Source organism: Kosakonia sp. WA-90, assembly GCF_039871955.1.
In the GTDB taxonomy this organism is placed as follows: domain Bacteria; phylum Pseudomonadota; class Gammaproteobacteria; order Enterobacterales; family Enterobacteriaceae; genus Kosakonia; species Kosakonia oryzendophytica.
In genome coordinates, this window is the sequence record NZ_JBDPLJ010000001.1 from 451,783 (window position 1) to 467,726 (window position 15,944).

Genomic DNA, 15,944 nt, shown 5'->3' on the forward strand with positions numbered 1-15,944 from the left:
CACCGCCTGGTTTCATTTTTTATGGATAAACACTATGAAAAAAACGCTGGTTGCCGCAGGAGTGATCGTTGCACTGGGTGTCGTCTGGACCGCAGGCGCCTGGTACACAGGGAAACAACTTGAAGGCCGTCTGGCCGATATGGTCAGTGAGGCAAATGCGCAAATTAAGCGCAACGCACCGGAAGCCAATGTCGAATTGCTGGCGCAGGATTATCGCCGCGGTCTCTTCTCCAGCCAGTTCAATCTGCAAATCAAGCCGGTAGACGGCAGCGAAAACCCGTGGCTGAAACCGGGTCAAAGCGTTGTGCTGCATGAAGTTGTGGATCACGGTCCACTGCCGCTGGCGCAGCTAAAGTCATTCAATCTGATGCCATCAATGGCGTCTGTTCATACCGAACTTGTTAATAATGACGTGACCAAAGCGCTGTTCGAGATTGCGAAGGGCGAATCGCCTTTTACTGCCGATACGCGAATTGGTTACAGCGGGGATACCCGCAGCGATATCAGCCTGCGCCCGCTTAACTCAGAAAAAGACGGCGAGACCGTGGCCTTCAGTGGTGGCGAGTTCCGCCTCACCGCCGATAAAGACGGCAATGCCATTTCGTTGAGCGGCTCCGCTGAAAGCGGCCTGGTGAATGCCGTCAATGAATACGGTCAGAAAGTACAGTTGTCGTTCAACAACCTTAAAACCGACGGTTCCAGCGAACTGGCCAGCTTCGAAGAGCGCGTGGGAAGCCAGAAACTGAGCCTCGATAAGCTCGCCATCGCCATTGAGAATAAAGAAATGGCGGTGCTGGACGGGATGAATATCAACGCAAAATCTGACGTCGCGGCGGACAAAAAAACCATTAACAGCCAGCTGGACTACACGCTGAATAGCCTGAAAGTTCAGGGGCAGGATCTGGGCAGCGGCAACCTGACATTGAAAGTGGGCCAGATTGATGGTCAGGCATGGCATCAGTTTAGCCAGCAGTATAATGCGCAAACCCGCGCCCTGATGGCGCAACCGGATGTGATGCAGAACCCGGAACTGTATCAGCAAAAAGCCACTGAGGCCTTCCTGAGCGCCGTACCATTGCTGCTGAAAGGCGAACCGGTCATTACCATTGCACCGCTGAGCTGGAAAAATGCCAAAGGTGAAACCACGTTTAACCTTTCATTGTTCCTGAAAGATCCTGCTAGCGTGACCGCAGCACCGCAAACGCTGGCGGAAGAAGTCGACCGGAATGTGAAATCTCTCGACAGCAAGCTGACTATTCCGGTGGATATGGCCACCGAGTTTATGACGCAGGTTGCGAAACTGGAAGGTTATCAGCAGGAAGATGCGGCGAAGCTGGCGAACCAGCAGGTGAAAGGCCTTGCCGCAATGGGGCAGATGTTCCGCATTACCACGCTTGAGAACAACACCATCCTTGCCAGCCTGCAATATGCCAATGGCCAGGTCACGCTGAACGGAGAAAAAATGCCGCTTGAGCAGTTTGTCGGTATGTTCGGCTTGCCGTCACTGCAACAGCAGGAACAGCCGGATGAAACCCCACCGCTGACACCGGCGGTTCCGCAGCAATAATCTGAAAAGCCCCTCTGCGGAGGGGCTTTTTTTATCCCATAAGGCTGTGCTTTCACGCCAGGGCTTACGGCCAAACAGATATGCTGCATGGCCGGATTCATTGCTGCGAACGCTGTACCTGACCAGAGAATAATGACGCAATTGCGCTTTGCTGGTTGCGCAACATAGCTTTTCACCGCCTTTTCTTCTTATAATGGTCTGCACTTTATCAAAAATAAGAGTGCGACCATGATAGATCCCAACCTGCCACTAACCGATATTCATCGCCACCTTGACGGCAACATCCGTGCCCAAACCATTCTGGATCTTGGCCGCCAGTTCAATTTAACGCTCCCCGCCGGGACGCTCGACACCCTGCGCCCGCATGTTCAGGTCACCTCGAATGAACCGGATCTGGTGAGTTTTCTGGCCAAACTCGACTGGGGTGTAAAAGTACTGGCATCGCTGGATGCCTGCCGCCGCGTTGCGTATGAAAATATGCAGGATGCCGCGCAAAACGGCCTGCACTATGTCGAACTCCGCTTCTCGCCGGGTTATATGGCCATGACCCATAACCTGCCAGTGGCGGGCGTAGTGGAATCGGTGATTGCCGGGATCCGCGAAGGCAGTCGCGACTTTAATGTTGAGGCGCGTTTAATTGGCATTATGAGCCGCACCTTTGGCGAAGCCGCCTGTTTGCAGGAACTGGAAGCGCTGCTGGCCCATCGGGACAGCATCACTGCACTGGATCTGGCCGGCGACGAACTGGGCTTCCCGGGGAGCCTGTTTCTACCTCACTTTAACCGCGCGCGCGATGCGGGCTGGCGTATTACCGTTCATGCAGGCGAAGCTGCGGGTCCAGAGAGCATCTGGCAGGCGATCCGTGAACTGGGCGCGGTACGCATCGGGCATGGCGTAAAAGCCATTGAAGATCCCGCGCTGATGGATTTCCTTGCGGAGCAGCGAATCGGCATCGAATCCTGCCTAACGTCGAATATTCAGACCAGCACCGTCGCGTCGCTGGCGCGTCATCCGCTGAAGACATTCCTTGAGCACGGAATTCTGGCCAGCATCAACACTGACGATCCTGCGGTTCAGGGCGTGGAAATTGGTCACGAATATAATGTGGCCGCCCCGGCTGCAGGGCTGAGCCGCGACCAGATCCGCCAGGCGCAAATCAACGGGCTGGAGATGGCGTTTCTCAGCGACAGCGAGAAACAGACGATTCGCGATAAAGTCGCTACTGCGTAATAAAAAACCGCTCACGTCCTTGCGTGAGCGGTTCATCCTCAGGTGAGACTCAGCGTGGCACGGTGTTTCGCCGACTCAATACCCAGTTCGATCAGCTCCATGATCCGGATAGCCTGGCTGGCCGGAACCGGGTTTTCACCGACACCGTTCAGCGCATCGCGGATCGCAGCATAATAAGCAGGGTAATTCCCCGGCAGCGTGAGCCAGTTCTCTTCCTGACGCTCTTCGCCTTCCACGCGAGTCAGCACCCCATCCCGCATGTCATAGCCCCAGTCCGCCTGCGGCAGGCGCGCACCGCTTTTCAGGCACTCCTCCTGTGGGTCGAGACCGTATTTCACATAACTGCCGCGGCTGCCGTGCACGATATAGCGGGCAGATTCAGCCGCCGCCAGAAGGGTACCGTGCAGTATTACCCGACGCTGCGGGTACGAGAGCACCGCATGGAAATAGTCGGTTGACTGGGCTCCGGGGCGTAACTGCGCCAAATCGACCGTCATGGAAACCGGCAGACCAAACAAGTTAACCGCCTGATCGAGCAGGTGCGGTGCTAAGTCGTACCAGATCCCGCTGCCCGGACCGCCCTGTTCGCGCCAGCGATTGCGCACCTGCGGGCGGTAGCGGTCGAAATGGGATTCGAAATAAGCCACTTCACCAAGCGTACCGTCAGCAAGCAGCGCTTTTAGCGTCAGGAAATCGCTGTCCCAACGACGGTTATGGAACACCGATAGCACACGACCAAGACTGCGCGCCAGCGCATCCAGTTCACGTGCCTGTGACAACGTCACAGTGAAAGGTTTATCCACCACAACATGTTTACCAGCCTCCAGCGCCGCTTTCGCCAGTGGGAAGTGTGTATCGTTGGGGGTCGGGATAACAATCAAATCGATTTGCGGATCGTTAAACAGGTGTTTAGGTTCCGAAACAACCGGCACCGCAGGCCAATCCGCTTTCACTTTCGCTTCATCACTGCTGGAAATGGCCGCCAGCTCCATCCCTGCTGTTCCGGCAATCAGCGGCGCGTGGAAGGTTTTACTGGCATAGCCATAACCGATTAATCCGACACGGATATTATCACTCATATTGCGGCCTCTCCTCGTTGGATGAGCTATTTCACACTATCAGCCTCGTTGCGACAACCTGTTCAGTTATTGCCGGGCAAATCGTATAAATAAACATCGTTCAGCCCTGGTTTCCTGGCCTGGAATCTGCTTAAATCCCCGATCAACGCCTTGCCGCTAACGGGCGGTATCAGTAACATGCGTGGGCTAACATCAGGGAGTAGTAGAAGTATGGCCGCAATCTTCAATCGGATCATTGAATTAATGGGCTGGGTTGTGCTCGGCGTATCAACCATACTGTTGGTTTTCGCCAGCCATATTGATAATTACCAGCCGCCGGAACAAAGCATCGTTGCGCAGAAAAAATAGCGTGCAGTGCATCCCTTACGGCGAGTAAATAAACAAGCAGATGTTTATTGCCAGTCATGGTGAAGATCGTTACTCTTCTACCGGGCGCTGTTCTGGCGCCCGGTTTCATCCGGAAAGAAAACTCTTAATTTAATGGCAGAACAATCAGCGACTATTTACGTCCTGTTAATAATGTTTATTATTCGAACGAATTATACACACCTGTATTTCTGCCTCTTTGATTATATGGATAACCCTCAACATGACCGTCCAGGACTATTTATTAAAATTTCGCAAAATCAGTTCGCTTGAAAGTCTGGAAAAATTGTTTGATCACCTTAACTACACCTTGAGCGATAACGAAGAGATCATCAATATGTACCGCGCAGCCGATCATCGTCGCGCTGAGCTGGTCTCCGGTGGCCGTCTGTTTGACATTGGATGCGTTCCTAAATCCGTATGGCATTACGTGCAATAACGCCACTGGCAATCAGCGTGTAATGCTTTATACTCCTCGCCCGGCGCAATAAACCTATCGCAATAATGCCTGAGCGAGGAATGCAATATGACAACACTCTCCGCAGAAAGAATCGGCGGCTGGTTGCTTGGCCCTCTGGCCTGGTTGCTGGTGGTATTGTTCAGCACGTCGCTGGCGTTATTAATGTACGGAACGGCATTATTGACGCCGCAAACCGTCACCATGCTCGGTACGATGCCCTTTCGCGACACACTGCTGTGGTTTGTGTCGTTCGCCTGCGCGCTGGGTATCTGGTACTACACCTTCTGGCTGGTGATTGCCTTTTTTAAACGCCGCCGTAGCGTACCGAAGCATTATATCGTCTGGTTGCTGATTTCCGTCTTGCTGGCGGTGAAAGCCTTTGCTTTTGCACCGGTTTCCGACGAACTGGCCTTACGCCAGTTGCTGTTTCCGCTGCTTGCCGCTGCGTTAATGGTGCCCTATTTCAAGCGCTCCACGCGCGTTAAGAAGACCTTTATTAACCCGTAATAACCTTACAGTTATCCTGTTGTCGCCCGGTGCTGTTTGACCGATAATAGGCGGCTTTTTTTATTTCAGGCCACATCATGACAGACTATCTGCTGCTATTTATCGGAACGGTACTGGTCAATAACTTCGTACTGGTGAAGTTTCTTGGCTTGTGTCCGTTTATGGGCGTATCCAAAAAACTGGAAAGCGCGATGGGCATGGGACTGGCGACCACTTTCGTGATGACGCTGGCCTCCGTCTGCGCCTGGCTCATCGATACTTGGGTGTTGATCCCGCTGGATTTAGTCTATCTGCGCACGCTGGCGTTTATTCTGATTATCGCCGTGGTGGTGCAGTTTACCGAAATGGTGGTGCGCAAAACCAGCCCGGCGCTCTATCGCCTGCTGGGTATCTTCCTGCCGCTGATCACCACCAACTGTGCGGTGCTGGGTGTGGCCCTGCTCAATATCAACCTTGGGCACAATTTCATGCAATCGGCGTTATATGGTTTCGCTGCTGCGGTAGGGTTCTCTCTGGTTATGGTGTTGTTTGCGGCGATCCGCGAACGCCTGGCCGTTGCAGATGTGCCCGCCCCTTTTCGCGGCAATGCGATTGCGTTAATCACTGCGGGCTTAATGTCTCTGGCCTTTATGGGCTTTAGTGGTCTGGTGAAACTGTAATGAGTGCGATTTGGATAGCCGTTGCAGCCCTGAGCGCGCTCGGGTTGTTATTCGGCCTTATTCTCGGTTACGCCTCCCGCCGATTTGCGGTGGAAGACGATCCGGTCGTTGAAAGAATTGATGAGTTATTGCCGCAAAGCCAGTGCGGGCAGTGCGGCTATCCTGGCTGTCGCCCTTACGCTGAAGCCGTTGGCAAACAAGGCGAAAAAATTAACCGCTGCGCCCCTGGCGGCGAAGCCGTGATGCTCAAAATCGCCACCCTGTTGAATGTCGATCCGCAACCAATTGATGGCGATGCCGAGGCCAGGGAACCCGTGCGCATGCTGGCTATCATTGATGAAAACAATTGCATTGGCTGCACCAAATGTATTCAGGCTTGCCCGGTGGATGCCATCGTTGGCGCAACCCGCGCCATGCATACGGTGGTGAGCGATCTTTGCACCGGTTGCAATCTTTGTGTGGATCCGTGCCCGACACAGTGTATTGAACTGCGTCCGGTAGAAGCGACCACCCGTAACTGGAAATGGGATTTGCAGACCATTCCTGTGCGCACTATTGCCGTGGAACAACATGCTTAAGTTATTTTCCGCTTTCCGAAAAGAGAAACTGTGGGATTTTCACGGCGGTATTCATCCGCCTGAAATGAAAACCCAATCAAACGGAACACCGCTGCGCCAGATACCGCTGGCGAACCGTTTTGTCATCCCCTTGAAACAGCATATCGGCGCTGAAGGCGAGCTATGCGTAAACGTGGGCGACACTGTTCTGCGCGGTCAGCCGCTGACCCGTGGTCGCGGGCGCATGCTGCCCGTACACGCGCCGACGTCCGGTGTGATTACCGCTATTGCGCCACATTCGACAGCGCACCCTTCCGCACTGCCGGAAATGAGCGTGATCATTGACGCCGATGGTGAAGATCGCTGGATCGATCGCGATGGCTGGCAGGATTACCGTTCCCATAGCCGCGACGCGTTAATTACGCGTATTCACCAGTTCGGTGTCGCCGGTCTGGGTGGTGCAGGTTTCCCGACCGGTGCCAAGCTCCAGGGCGGAGGCGATAAAATTGACACGCTGATAATTAATGCTGCTGAGTGCGAACCTTACATCACAGCGGACGATCGCCTGATGCAGGATTGTGCAGCACAAATTATGGAAGGCGTGCGTATCCTGGCGCACATTCTTCAGCCGCGTCAGACACTTATTGGCATCGAAGATAATAAGCCGCAGGCCATATCGATGATGCGTGCGGTACTGGCGGGCAGTCACGATATCCAGCTGAAAGTGATCCCTACCAAATACCCGTCCGGCGGTGCTAAACAGTTAACGCAAATCCTTACCGGTAAGCAGGTGCCGCACGGTGGTCGCTCTTCCGATATTGGCATTCTGATGCAAAACGTCGGGACAGCGTATGCGGTGAAACGCGCCATCATCGACGGCGAACCGCTGACCGAACGCGTAGTGACCTTAACCGGCGAAGCGATCACCCGTCCGGGTAACGTCTGGGCGCGCCTTGGTACACCTGTTCGCCACCTGCTCGATGTCGCGGGTTTCTGCCCCTCTGCCGAGCAGTTGGTGATTATGGGCGGGCCGCTGATGGGCTTCACCCTGCCGTGGCTTGATGTGCCGGTCGTTAAGATAACAAACTGCCTGCTGGCGCCCTCCGCAAGCGAAATGGGTGAGTCGCAAGAAGAGAAAGGGTGTATCCGTTGCAGCGCCTGCGCTGATGCCTGCCCGGCGGATTTGCTGCCACAGCAACTCTACTGGTTCAGCAAAGGTCAACAGCACGATAAAGCCACCGCACATCATCTTTCCGACTGTATTGAGTGCGGTGCGTGCGCCTGGGTCTGCCCGAGTAATATCCCTCTGGTGCAATATTTCCGTCAGGAAAAGGCGGAGATCGCCGCCATCGCCGAGGAAGAACGACGCAACGCTGAAGCCAAAGCACGCTTTGAAGCCCGCCAGGCACGGCTGGAGCGCGACAAACTCGCGCGCCTCGAACGCCACAAACAAGCCGCCGTGCAACCGGGTGCGAAAGATCAGCAGGCAATTGATGCTGCTCTGGCGCGCGTCCGTGAAAAACAGGCTGCCGCCACAAAACCTGTCGTGATTCAGCCGGGCGAACAGCCGGATAACAGCGCAATGATCGCCGCCCGCGAAGCGCGAAAAGCGCAGGCACGTGCACGCCAGGCTGAAAAAGCACAGCGCACAGAGCAGGAGCACCCTGCGGCGACTGATGCCCCCGTTGATCCGCGCAAAGCCGCAGTGGAAGCAGCCATTGCCCGCGCCAAGGCACGCAAACTGGCGCAAAGTGGAACCAATGAGCCACAACCGGCCATCGCAGAAAAACCTGTGATGTCTGATGTGCCAGTCGATCCACGCAAAGCCGCAGTGGAAGCAGCCATCGCCCGCGCCAAGGCACGCAAACTGGCGCAAAGTGGAACCAATGAGCCACAACCGGCCATCGCAGAAGAACCTGGGGTGTCTGATGTGCCAGTCGATCCGCGCAAAGCCGCAGTGGAAGCAGCCATCGCCCGTGCCAAAGCACGTAAATTAGCCCAGTCGCAGGCCGCCGTGCCGCAGGCAGCCAATGATGACCCACGCAAAGCCGCGGTTGCCGCCGCCATTGCCCGGGTTCAGGCGAAGAAGCGTGCGCAACAAGCTGTCAACGAGGATTAAATGGTTTTCAGAATCGCAAGTTCCCCCTATACCCATAACCAGCGTCAGACCTCACGCATTATGCTGCTGGTCACGCTGGCGACACTGCCCGGCATTGCGGCGCAATTATGGTTTTTCGGCTGGGGAACAGGGGTACAAATCGTCCTCGCCATCGTCAGCGCGCTGGCGGCAGAAGCGCTGGTACTGCGGTTACGCAAACAGCGCGTCGGTCAGATTCTGGCAGACAACTCCGCCCTGCTGACCGGGCTTCTGCTTGCTATCAGTATTCCGTCTCTTGCCCCCTGGTGGATGGTGGTGCTGGGTACCGTTTTCGCGGTGATCATCGCCAAGCAACTCTATGGTGGATTGGGACATAACCCGTTTAACCCGGCGATGATTGGTTATGTGGTGCTGCTGATCTCTTTCCCGGTGCAAATGACCAGTTGGTTGCCGCCGTACGACATCGCTCGTACCGCGCCCGGTTTTTTCGATGCCATGCAGATGATTTTCACCGGGCATACCGCCACGGGTGCAACCATGGAAAACCTGCGTATCGGTATTGATGGCATAAGCCAGGCGACACCACTTGATACCTTCAAAACGTCTTTGCATGCCGGTCACAGCGTTGAGCAGATCCTGCAATATCCGATTTACAGCGGCGTGCTTGCAGGCGCAGGCTGGCAGTGGGTGAACCTCGGTTATCTGGCAGGCGGCGTGTTCCTGCTGTGGCAAAAAACCATTCGCTGGCATATTCCGGTCAGTTTTCTCGTCACGCTGGCCCTCTGCGCCACGCTGGGGTGGATCTTTTCGCCTGCGTCGTTGGCCGCGCCACAACTTCATTTGCTCTCCGGTGCAACGATGCTGGGAGCGTTCTTTATTCTTACCGATCCGGTGACCGCCTCCACCACCAACAAAGGCCGCCTGATTTTTGGTGCACTGGCTGGTCTGCTGGTATGGTTGATTCGCAGTTTTGGCGGCTATCCGGACGGTGTGGCGTTTGCGGTGTTGCTGGCCAACATTACCGTGCCGTTGATTGACTACTACACGCGTCCACGCGTGTACGGGCATCGCTAAGGAGCCGGTATGCTAAAAACAATGCGCAAACATGGCCTGACGTTGGCGTTGTTCGCCGCCGGTTCTACGGGGCTGACGGCTGCCATCGATCAGATGACCAAAACCACCATTGCCGGGCAGGCAGCGATACAGCAGAAAGCACTGTTTGATCAGGTTATCGCTGACGATAGCTATAATAATGCGCTGCAACAGAGCTGTTATCTGGTGAGCGACCCCGCGCTGGGTAAAGGCCAGCATCATCTTTGGATCGCTAAAAAAGATGAACAACCGGTAGGGGCGATTATTGAAGCCACAGCGCCGGACGGCTATTCCGGCGCTATTCAGTTGCTGGTTGGTGCGGATTTTAATGGCACTATTCTGGGCGTTCGCGTCACCGAGCACCACGAAACACCGGGACTTGGCGATAAAATTGAACGGCGTATTTCCGACTGGATCACCCACTTTTCCGGGAAGACAATAGACGGCGCTGCCGACAGCCATTTTGCGGTGAAAAAGGACGGTGGTGATTTCGACCAGTTTACCGGTGCCACCATCACCCCGCGCGCGGTTGTTAACGCGGTAAAACGTACCGGCCTGTACGCAAAGACGCTCCCTGAGCAGCTACCCCATTTGCCGGTTTGTGGAGAGTAAACCATGAGCGAAGTCAAAGACGTTATCGTCCAGGGATTGTGGAAGAACAACTCCGCACTGGTTCAGTTGTTGGGGATGTGCCCCCTGCTGGCGGTCACCTCTACTGCAACCAACGCCCTTGGTTTGGGGCTGGCAACCACGCTGGTGCTGACCCTCACCAACCTGTTTATCTCTTCCCTGCGCCGCTGGACGCCGGATGAGATCCGTATTCCCATTTATGTGATGATTATCGCCTCAGTAGTGAGTGCGGTGCAGATGCTGATCAACGCCTATGCGTTTGGTCTCTATCAGTCGCTGGGGATCTTTATTCCGCTGATTGTCACCAACTGTATTGTTGTTGGGCGTGCGGAAGCTTTCGCTGCCAAAAAAGGCCCGGCGCTGTCAGCACTGGACGGTTTTTCTATTGGCATGGGCGCGACCAGCGCCATGTTTGTGCTGGGCTCCCTGCGTGAGATCCTTGGCAACGGCACGCTGTTCGACGGTGCCGATGGGTTGCTGGGCAGTTGGGCAAAGGTACTGCGCATTGAAGTGTTCCACACCGATTCGCCCTTTTTACTGGCGATGCTGCCCCCAGGCGCGTTTATTGGTCTGGGTATGATGCTGGCAGTGAAGTATTTGATTGATCAAAAAATGAAAAAACGGCGCGAGGCAATGGCCGTCGCCAGTAAAGAGCCGCAGGCGTCGCCCGGGAAGGCATAATGAACAAAGCAAAACGGCTGGAAATACTTTCCCGTTTACGGGAAAACAACCCGCACCCCACCACGGAATTGCATTTTAACTCTCCGTTCGAACTGCTGATCGCGGTGCTGCTCTCCGCGCAGGCAACCGACGTCAGCGTGAATAAAGCCACCGCCTTACTCTACCCGGTTGCAAATACCCCGAAAGCCATGCTGGAGTTAGGTGTGGAAGGCGTGAAGCAGTACATCAAGACTATTGGTCTGTTTAACAGCAAAGCAGAAAATGTCATCAAGACCTGCCGCATTTTGCTGGAACAACACGGTGGCGAAGTTCCGGAAGATCGGGCAGCACTGGAGGCATTACCAGGCGTCGGGCGCAAAACGGCAAACGTAGTACTGAATACTGCCTTCGGCTGGCCGACGATCGCCGTAGATACCCATATTTTTCGCGTCGCCAACCGCACCGGGTTTGCACCTGGCAAAAATGTGGAGCAGGTAGAAGAGAAGCTGCTGAAGGTTGTACCGGCAGAGTTTAAGGTCGATTGCCATCACTGGCTAATCCTGCACGGGCGATACACCTGCATCGCCCGTAAACCGCGTTGCGGCTCCTGCATTATCGAAGATCTGTGCGAATACGGCGACAAAACGGACTGAGCATTCTCAGAACGGGCGCATCACGGCCAGCAGAATAATCAACGCCACCGCACTGATCGTCAGTGCGGTGGCTTTTGTTATCATCCCGGTGCCCTTTACTGCTTCGCCTGCCGCCATACGGCGCAACGTGGCAGAGAGAAAACCGTGCAGGCCGGAAAGCAGAACCACCAGCACCAGCTTTAATACCAGCCACATATGCGGCAACTGACCGTGTGCCACAATCATTACTATCCCGGCTACCCACAGTAACAACATCGCGGGCGTCGTCACGCGACGACTCCAGCTACGCACGTCCCTGAGCAGGCCTGAAACCGTGGTGACATCCTTCTGTGCGGCGCTCCAGCTTGCCACCACTGCCATCACCAATATTCCGCCAATCCAGACAATCGCCGCAATAATATGCAATGCATTGAGCCATGGGTGAAAATTCATCTTTTAACTCCGAATAAAAGGCCAGACAGAAGTCTGACAGCGCAACCGCACGCTGTCATGAACAAAGCGCGGCATAATCATTAAAAGTACGACATTTTGGTTCGCTGCAGGTCACCTGCCGGCAAAAATGCGCCTGAACGTGCTGATTTTACATCGCTCATCGACGTGACGACTTTCACATCTTTGAAAGTTCTTTTTTGTCGAGGATTATCCGGAAACACGTCGTGTGAATGCAGATAATTCTCCCCTTATTCGTATTTAATGAGGGTAATCCTTTTTTTAGATGAAAAAAATCCTACCGCCCTGTGATAATCGTAACATTGCTAATACCTTGTTAAAAAAGCGTATCTTCGCCAACACACTTCGACCACAGAACAAAGTTTAAACAGCCACTCACCATAGATAAAACCAGATACATTTTATAAAGCAGTCCAATACACTACATTATTAGCAAAACAGCAGAATATATACCTTAAACCCAGATAGCGACGCTTGAATGCAGAGGAAAAAACCATGTTTACTGAGATGGTGAAATTTAACTCTGAATAACAATTAAAATAGCCGAGCAATGTAACGATATGGATCTATGTAACAGAATATGTCAAAGGACTTGCCTGAAAGCGCAGGATAGTGAACATTACCCGCCGTTTCCCCTCCCAATATAACTATAAGCGTGATGAACTCTGGTCATTGCGCGCCGAACACCCCCGTTAATATGGGATGTAAAAAAAGAGGTATATGTGTCGACTGCAAACAAACCAACCGAAAGCGTCAGTTTGAACGCTTTTAAACAACCGAAGGCGTTCTATCTCATCTTCTCCATCGAATTATGGGAACGTTTTGGTTATTACGGCCTGCAAGGGATCATGGCCGTTTACCTGGTGAAACAACTGGGTATGTCAGAAGCGGACTCTATCACCCTGTTCTCCTCTTTCAGTGCGCTGGTGTACGGTCTCGTCGCCATCGGCGGCTGGCTGGGCGACAAAGTACTGGGTACCAAACGCGTAATTATGCTGGGCGCCATCGTACTGGCAGTGGGTTATGCGCTGGTTGCCTGGTCCGGTCACGATGCAGGTATCGTTTACATGGGTATGGCGGCTATCGCCGTGGGTAATGGCCTGTTCAAAGCCAACCCCTCTTCCCTGCTCTCAACCTGCTATGCAAAAGATGACCCACGTCTGGACGGTGCATTCACCATGTATTACATGTCCATCAACGTCGGTTCCTTCTTCTCGATGCTGGCGACACCGTGGCTGGCAGCGAAGTTTGGCTGGAGCACCGCCTTTGGTCTGAGCGTTGTTGGCCTGCTGATCACCATCGTTAACTTCTCCGTCTGCAAACGTTGGGTGAAAAACTACGGCTCTAAACCGGACTTCGAACCGCTGCGTGTTGGCTACCTGCTGGCAACTATCGTGGGTATCGTGGTGCTGGTGACGATCGCAACCTGGTTGCTGCACAACCAGGGCATCGCACGCATGGTGCTGGGCGTCGTAGCACTTGGCATCATCTGCATTTTTGCCAAAGAGACTTTTGTACTTAAAGGCGCAGCACGTCGCAAAATGATTGTTGCCTTTATTCTGATGCTGCAGGCGATTGTTTTCTTCGTTCTCTACAGCCAGATGCCGACCTCGCTGAACTTCTTCGCTATTCGCAACGTGGAACACACCCTGTTCGGCATCGCGTTTGAACCGGAGCAATACCAGGCGCTGAACCCATTCTGGATCATTATTGGCAGTCCGATCCTGGCCGCCCTCTATAACAAAATGGGCGACACCCTGCCAATGCCGTACAAATTCGCTATCGGCATGGTGCTGTGCTCTGGCGCGTTCCTGATCCTGCCGCTGGGCGCTAAATTCGCCTCCGACGCGGGTATCGTGTCTGTAAGCTGGCTGATTGCAAGCTATGGCCTGCAGAGCATCGGTGAGCTGATGATCTCCGGCCTCGGCCTGGCGATGGTGGCACAACTGGTGCCGCAGCGTCTGATGGGCTTTATCATGGGTAGCTGGTTCCTGACCACCGCAGGTGCGAACATTATTGCCGGCTATGTCGCGAATCAGATGGCCATCCCGGAAAATGTTACCGATCCGCTGATGTCACTGAACATCTACGGTAGCGTCTTCCTGCAAATCGGTATCGTTACTGCTGTGATTGCCGTGCTGATGATCCTGACAGCGCCGAAGCTTAACCGCATGACTCTGAGCGACGACAGCGCCAGCAAAGCGACTGAAACCGCCACCGCTTAACATTCGCGGGGAACACGAAATTTAAAGCCGCTAACGCAGGTTAGCGGCTTTTTTTTTATTCCACTGCGTAATAACCTATGACCGGAATCAGCCATAAGGAAAGAATAATGAAACTGTTTTACAAGCCAGGCGCCTGCTCCCTTGCCTCCCACATCACCCTGCGCGAAGCCGGGAAAGTGGTCTCCCTGGTCAGCGTCGATTTGATGAAAAAACGCCTTGAGAATGGCGATGACTTTTTCGCTATCAACCCGAAAGGTCAGGTCCCTGCGCTGCTGCTGGACGACAGCACGCTGATCACAGAAGGCGTGGCGATCATGCAATACGTGGCAGACAACGCACCAGAGAGCCAGTTGCTGGCACCCGTGGGCACCTTACCGCGTTACAAAACACTGGAGTGGCTCAACTTTATCGCAACGGAGCTGCACAAAGGCTTCACCCCGCTTTTCCGTCCGGGTACACCGGAAGAGTACAAACCCACCGTCCGCGCACTGCTGGAGAAAAAACTGCAGTATGTTAACGACACGTTGAGTCAGCAGGAATGGATCAGCGGGGCACACTTTACCGTTGCAGATGCTTATCTGTTCACGGTGTTGCGCTGGGCGCGCGCGGTGAAACTGAATATGGCTGAACTGACGCACATCGACGCCTATATGGCGCGCGTTGCCGCACGCCCGGCAGTGGCTGCCGCGATGGCGGCGGAAGGGATTGCGTAAGGGTTTAACAATGGTCTGATGGCGAACGCGTCATCAGACCCGGAGATAAAGGCGGGGTTTCCCGCCTTTTTTATAGCTGTGTGGCACTGAACAGATGCCCGGGGTGTGCAATCCGATCCTGAGCCGCCACCACCTGAAGTTCGTACTCCTGCATCGCTTTGGTGGTGATCATAATTTCGTAGACTGCCGCCGTTACATGCTCCAGCGCCTCGCGAATCGTCGCACCCTGCAACAATTTCACCAGCATCAGCCCACTGGTAACATCACCAACGCCCACCGGCTGCCGTGCGCCAAAATCCACCAGCGGTCGGCTGATATGCCAGGCTTCGTCTGATGTGACCAGCAGCATTTCAAAACGATCTGCGCTTAACCCGGCGCGCGCCAGGTGTTTCACCAGCACAATCTGCGGCCCCTGAGCAATTAATTCACGAGCAGCCCGTACCGCCTCTTCCACGTTATTGACGGCGTGTTCGCAGAGGATCTCCAGCTCAACCAGATTCGGCGCGATAATATCGCTGGCCGGTAGCGCATGGCGCACATGGAATTCCGCTACGCCAGGAGCGACGATACATCCTTTTTCCGGGTGGCCCATCACCGGATCGCAAAAATATTTCGCCCGGGGATTTGCTGCTTTCACCTGACGGACGATCCCCAGAATATGTTCACCCTGCTCGGCCGAACCCAGATAACCGCTCAGTACTGCGTCACAGCGCTGTAGCTGGTCAATGGCGGCAAGCCCCTGCACTATCTCCGTCAGGTGCGCTGGCGGCATCACACTGCCGGTCCATTTACCGTATTGCGTATGGTTAGAGAACTGCACCGTATTCAGCGGCCAGACATTCGCACCTAACCGGCGCATAGGAAATTCAGCAGCACTGTTCCCCGCATGACCAAAGACCACATGCGATTGAATGGCGAGAATATTCTTCATGGTTGTTGCCTTGCAAGAATGAGCAATAAAAGAAGGGAGTGATTTCTCACTCCCTTCGTCCTCAGAG

Annotated in this window: 17 protein-coding genes; 14 read left to right on the plus strand and 3 right to left on the minus strand. The window is 54.3% G+C overall.

Translation table 11 applies throughout. The annotated features are described in order from the left end of the window. The first annotated feature begins 34 nt into the window (after positions 1-34). Both ABGA49_RS01980 and add read left to right on the plus strand, forming a co-directional pair. Entirely contained in the window at positions 35-1,567 is a 1,533-nt protein-coding gene (locus ABGA49_RS01980) for a YdgA family protein (protein ID WP_061495409.1), read from the plus strand. A gap of 228 nt (positions 1,568-1,795) precedes the next feature. Then, positions 1,796-2,797 carry an adenosine deaminase gene (gene add / locus ABGA49_RS01985; protein WP_347665063.1) on the plus strand — a complete coding sequence of 334 codons (1,002 nt, stop codon included), beginning with the start codon at positions 1,796-1,798 and terminating at the stop codon, positions 2,795-2,797. 38 nt (positions 2,798-2,835) lie between these two features. Here the strand turns inward: add and ABGA49_RS01990 are convergent, their stop codons facing one another. After that, positions 2,836-3,876 (minus strand): oxidoreductase, encoded by a 1,041-nt coding sequence (locus ABGA49_RS01990; protein ID WP_061495404.1) that lies wholly within the window; start codon positions 3,874-3,876, stop codon positions 2,836-2,838. A gap of 210 nt (positions 3,877-4,086) precedes the next feature. On the opposite strand from ABGA49_RS01990, the gene blr reads away from it, so the two are divergent. The 10 genes from blr to nth all read left to right on the plus strand — a co-directional run bounded on the left by blr (position 4,087) and on the right by nth (position 11,558). After that, a complete protein-coding gene (blr, locus tag ABGA49_RS01995) occupies positions 4,087-4,224 on the plus strand; it encodes a division septum protein Blr (protein WP_061495401.1) in 138 nt (45 codons plus the stop codon). 241 nt (positions 4,225-4,465) lie between these two features. Then, positions 4,466-4,681 carry a transcription modulator YdgT gene (gene ydgT / locus ABGA49_RS02000; RefSeq protein ID WP_061495398.1) on the plus strand — a complete coding sequence of 72 codons (216 nt, stop codon included), beginning with the start codon at positions 4,466-4,468 and terminating at the stop codon, positions 4,679-4,681. An 87-nt stretch (positions 4,682-4,768) separates the two neighbouring features. Then, positions 4,769-5,209 (plus strand): DUF2569 domain-containing protein, encoded by a 441-nt coding sequence (locus ABGA49_RS02005; protein WP_061495394.1) that lies wholly within the window; start codon positions 4,769-4,771, stop codon positions 5,207-5,209. Positions 5,210-5,286: 77 nt separating this feature from the next. Further along, positions 5,287-5,868 carry an electron transport complex subunit RsxA gene (gene rsxA / locus ABGA49_RS02010; protein WP_061495391.1) on the plus strand — a complete coding sequence of 194 codons (582 nt, stop codon included), beginning with the start codon at positions 5,287-5,289 and terminating at the stop codon, positions 5,866-5,868. Beyond that, positions 5,868-6,446, plus strand: a complete 579-nt coding sequence (rsxB, locus tag ABGA49_RS02015) for an electron transport complex subunit RsxB (protein WP_347665064.1) — start codon at positions 5,868-5,870, stop codon at positions 6,444-6,446. The genes rsxA and rsxB overlap by 1 nt, the downstream gene beginning before the upstream one ends. Next, positions 6,439-8,544, plus strand: coding sequence for an electron transport complex subunit RsxC (gene rsxC, locus ABGA49_RS02020; RefSeq protein WP_347665065.1), 2,106 nt, complete (start codon positions 6,439-6,441; stop codon positions 8,542-8,544). The genes rsxB and rsxC overlap by 8 nt, the downstream gene beginning before the upstream one ends. Further along, positions 8,545-9,597, plus strand: a complete 1,053-nt coding sequence (gene rsxD, locus ABGA49_RS02025; RefSeq protein ID WP_061495382.1) for an electron transport complex subunit RsxD — start codon at positions 8,545-8,547, stop codon at positions 9,595-9,597. A gap of 9 nt (positions 9,598-9,606) precedes the next feature. Beyond that, the gene (gene rsxG / locus ABGA49_RS02030; RefSeq protein WP_088237441.1) at positions 9,607-10,227 is read left to right on the plus strand and encodes an electron transport complex subunit RsxG; all 621 of its coding nucleotides are present in this window, start codon (positions 9,607-9,609) and stop codon (positions 10,225-10,227) included. A gap of 3 nt (positions 10,228-10,230) precedes the next feature. Beyond that, positions 10,231-10,926, plus strand: a complete 696-nt coding sequence (locus ABGA49_RS02035) for an electron transport complex subunit E (protein ID WP_061495375.1) — start codon at positions 10,231-10,233, stop codon at positions 10,924-10,926. After that, on the plus strand, positions 10,926-11,558 hold the full coding sequence (gene nth / locus ABGA49_RS02040) for an endonuclease III (protein WP_061495372.1): 633 nt from the start codon (positions 10,926-10,928) through the stop codon (positions 11,556-11,558). The genes ABGA49_RS02035 and nth overlap by 1 nt, the downstream gene beginning before the upstream one ends. Before the next feature lie 6 nt (positions 11,559-11,564). Here the strand turns inward: nth and ABGA49_RS02045 are convergent, their stop codons facing one another. After that, a complete protein-coding gene (locus tag ABGA49_RS02045) occupies positions 11,565-11,990 on the minus strand; it encodes a DUF2269 family protein (RefSeq protein ID WP_061495369.1) in 426 nt (141 codons plus the stop codon). Between the two features lie 740 nt (positions 11,991-12,730). Here ABGA49_RS02045 and dtpA point away from each other — a divergent pair. Both dtpA and gstA read left to right on the plus strand, forming a co-directional pair. Beyond that, complete coding sequence (gene dtpA / locus ABGA49_RS02050) at positions 12,731-14,233, plus strand: dipeptide/tripeptide permease DtpA (protein ID WP_061495366.1); 1,503 nt, start codon at positions 12,731-12,733, stop codon at positions 14,231-14,233. A gap of 107 nt (positions 14,234-14,340) precedes the next feature. Continuing rightward, on the plus strand, positions 14,341-14,946 hold the full coding sequence (gene gstA / locus ABGA49_RS02055; RefSeq protein WP_088237439.1) for a glutathione transferase GstA: 606 nt from the start codon (positions 14,341-14,343) through the stop codon (positions 14,944-14,946). Between the two features lie 70 nt (positions 14,947-15,016). Here gstA and pdxY read toward each other — a convergent pair whose 3' ends face one another. Then, positions 15,017-15,877, minus strand: a complete 861-nt coding sequence (gene pdxY / locus ABGA49_RS02060; protein WP_347665066.1) for a pyridoxal kinase PdxY — start codon at positions 15,875-15,877, stop codon at positions 15,017-15,019. Positions 15,878-15,944 lie beyond the last annotated feature (67 nt).

Coding starts and splice junctions, on each gene's coding strand:
- ABGA49_RS02035 (WP_061495375.1), top strand. CDS start 10,231: ATGAGCGAAGTCAAAGACGTTATCGTCCAGGGATTGTGGAAGAACAAC.
- rsxC (WP_347665065.1), top strand. CDS start 6,439: ATGCTTAAGTTATTTTCCGCTTTCCGAAAAGAGAAACTGTGGGATTTT.
- blr (WP_061495401.1), top strand. CDS start 4,087: ATGGCCGCAATCTTCAATCGGATCATTGAATTAATGGGCTGGGTTGTG.
- ABGA49_RS02005 (WP_061495394.1), top strand. CDS start 4,769: ATGACAACACTCTCCGCAGAAAGAATCGGCGGCTGGTTGCTTGGCCCT.
- ABGA49_RS01980 (WP_061495409.1), top strand. CDS start 35: ATGAAAAAAACGCTGGTTGCCGCAGGAGTGATCGTTGCACTGGGTGTC.
- rsxG (WP_088237441.1), top strand. CDS start 9,607: ATGCTAAAAACAATGCGCAAACATGGCCTGACGTTGGCGTTGTTCGCC.
- pdxY (WP_347665066.1), bottom strand. CDS start 15,877: ATGAAGAATATTCTCGCCATTCAATCGCATGTGGTCTTTGGTCATGCG.
- nth (WP_061495372.1), top strand. CDS start 10,926: ATGAACAAAGCAAAACGGCTGGAAATACTTTCCCGTTTACGGGAAAAC.
- add (WP_347665063.1), top strand. CDS start 1,796: ATGATAGATCCCAACCTGCCACTAACCGATATTCATCGCCACCTTGAC.
- gstA (WP_088237439.1), top strand. CDS start 14,341: ATGAAACTGTTTTACAAGCCAGGCGCCTGCTCCCTTGCCTCCCACATC.
- ABGA49_RS02045 (WP_061495369.1), bottom strand. CDS start 11,990: ATGAATTTTCACCCATGGCTCAATGCATTGCATATTATTGCGGCGATT.
- rsxD (WP_061495382.1), top strand. CDS start 8,545: ATGGTTTTCAGAATCGCAAGTTCCCCCTATACCCATAACCAGCGTCAG.
- rsxB (WP_347665064.1), top strand. CDS start 5,868: ATGAGTGCGATTTGGATAGCCGTTGCAGCCCTGAGCGCGCTCGGGTTG.
- rsxA (WP_061495391.1), top strand. CDS start 5,287: ATGACAGACTATCTGCTGCTATTTATCGGAACGGTACTGGTCAATAAC.
- ABGA49_RS01990 (WP_061495404.1), bottom strand. CDS start 3,876: ATGAGTGATAATATCCGTGTCGGATTAATCGGTTATGGCTATGCCAGT.
- ydgT (WP_061495398.1), top strand. CDS start 4,466: ATGACCGTCCAGGACTATTTATTAAAATTTCGCAAAATCAGTTCGCTT.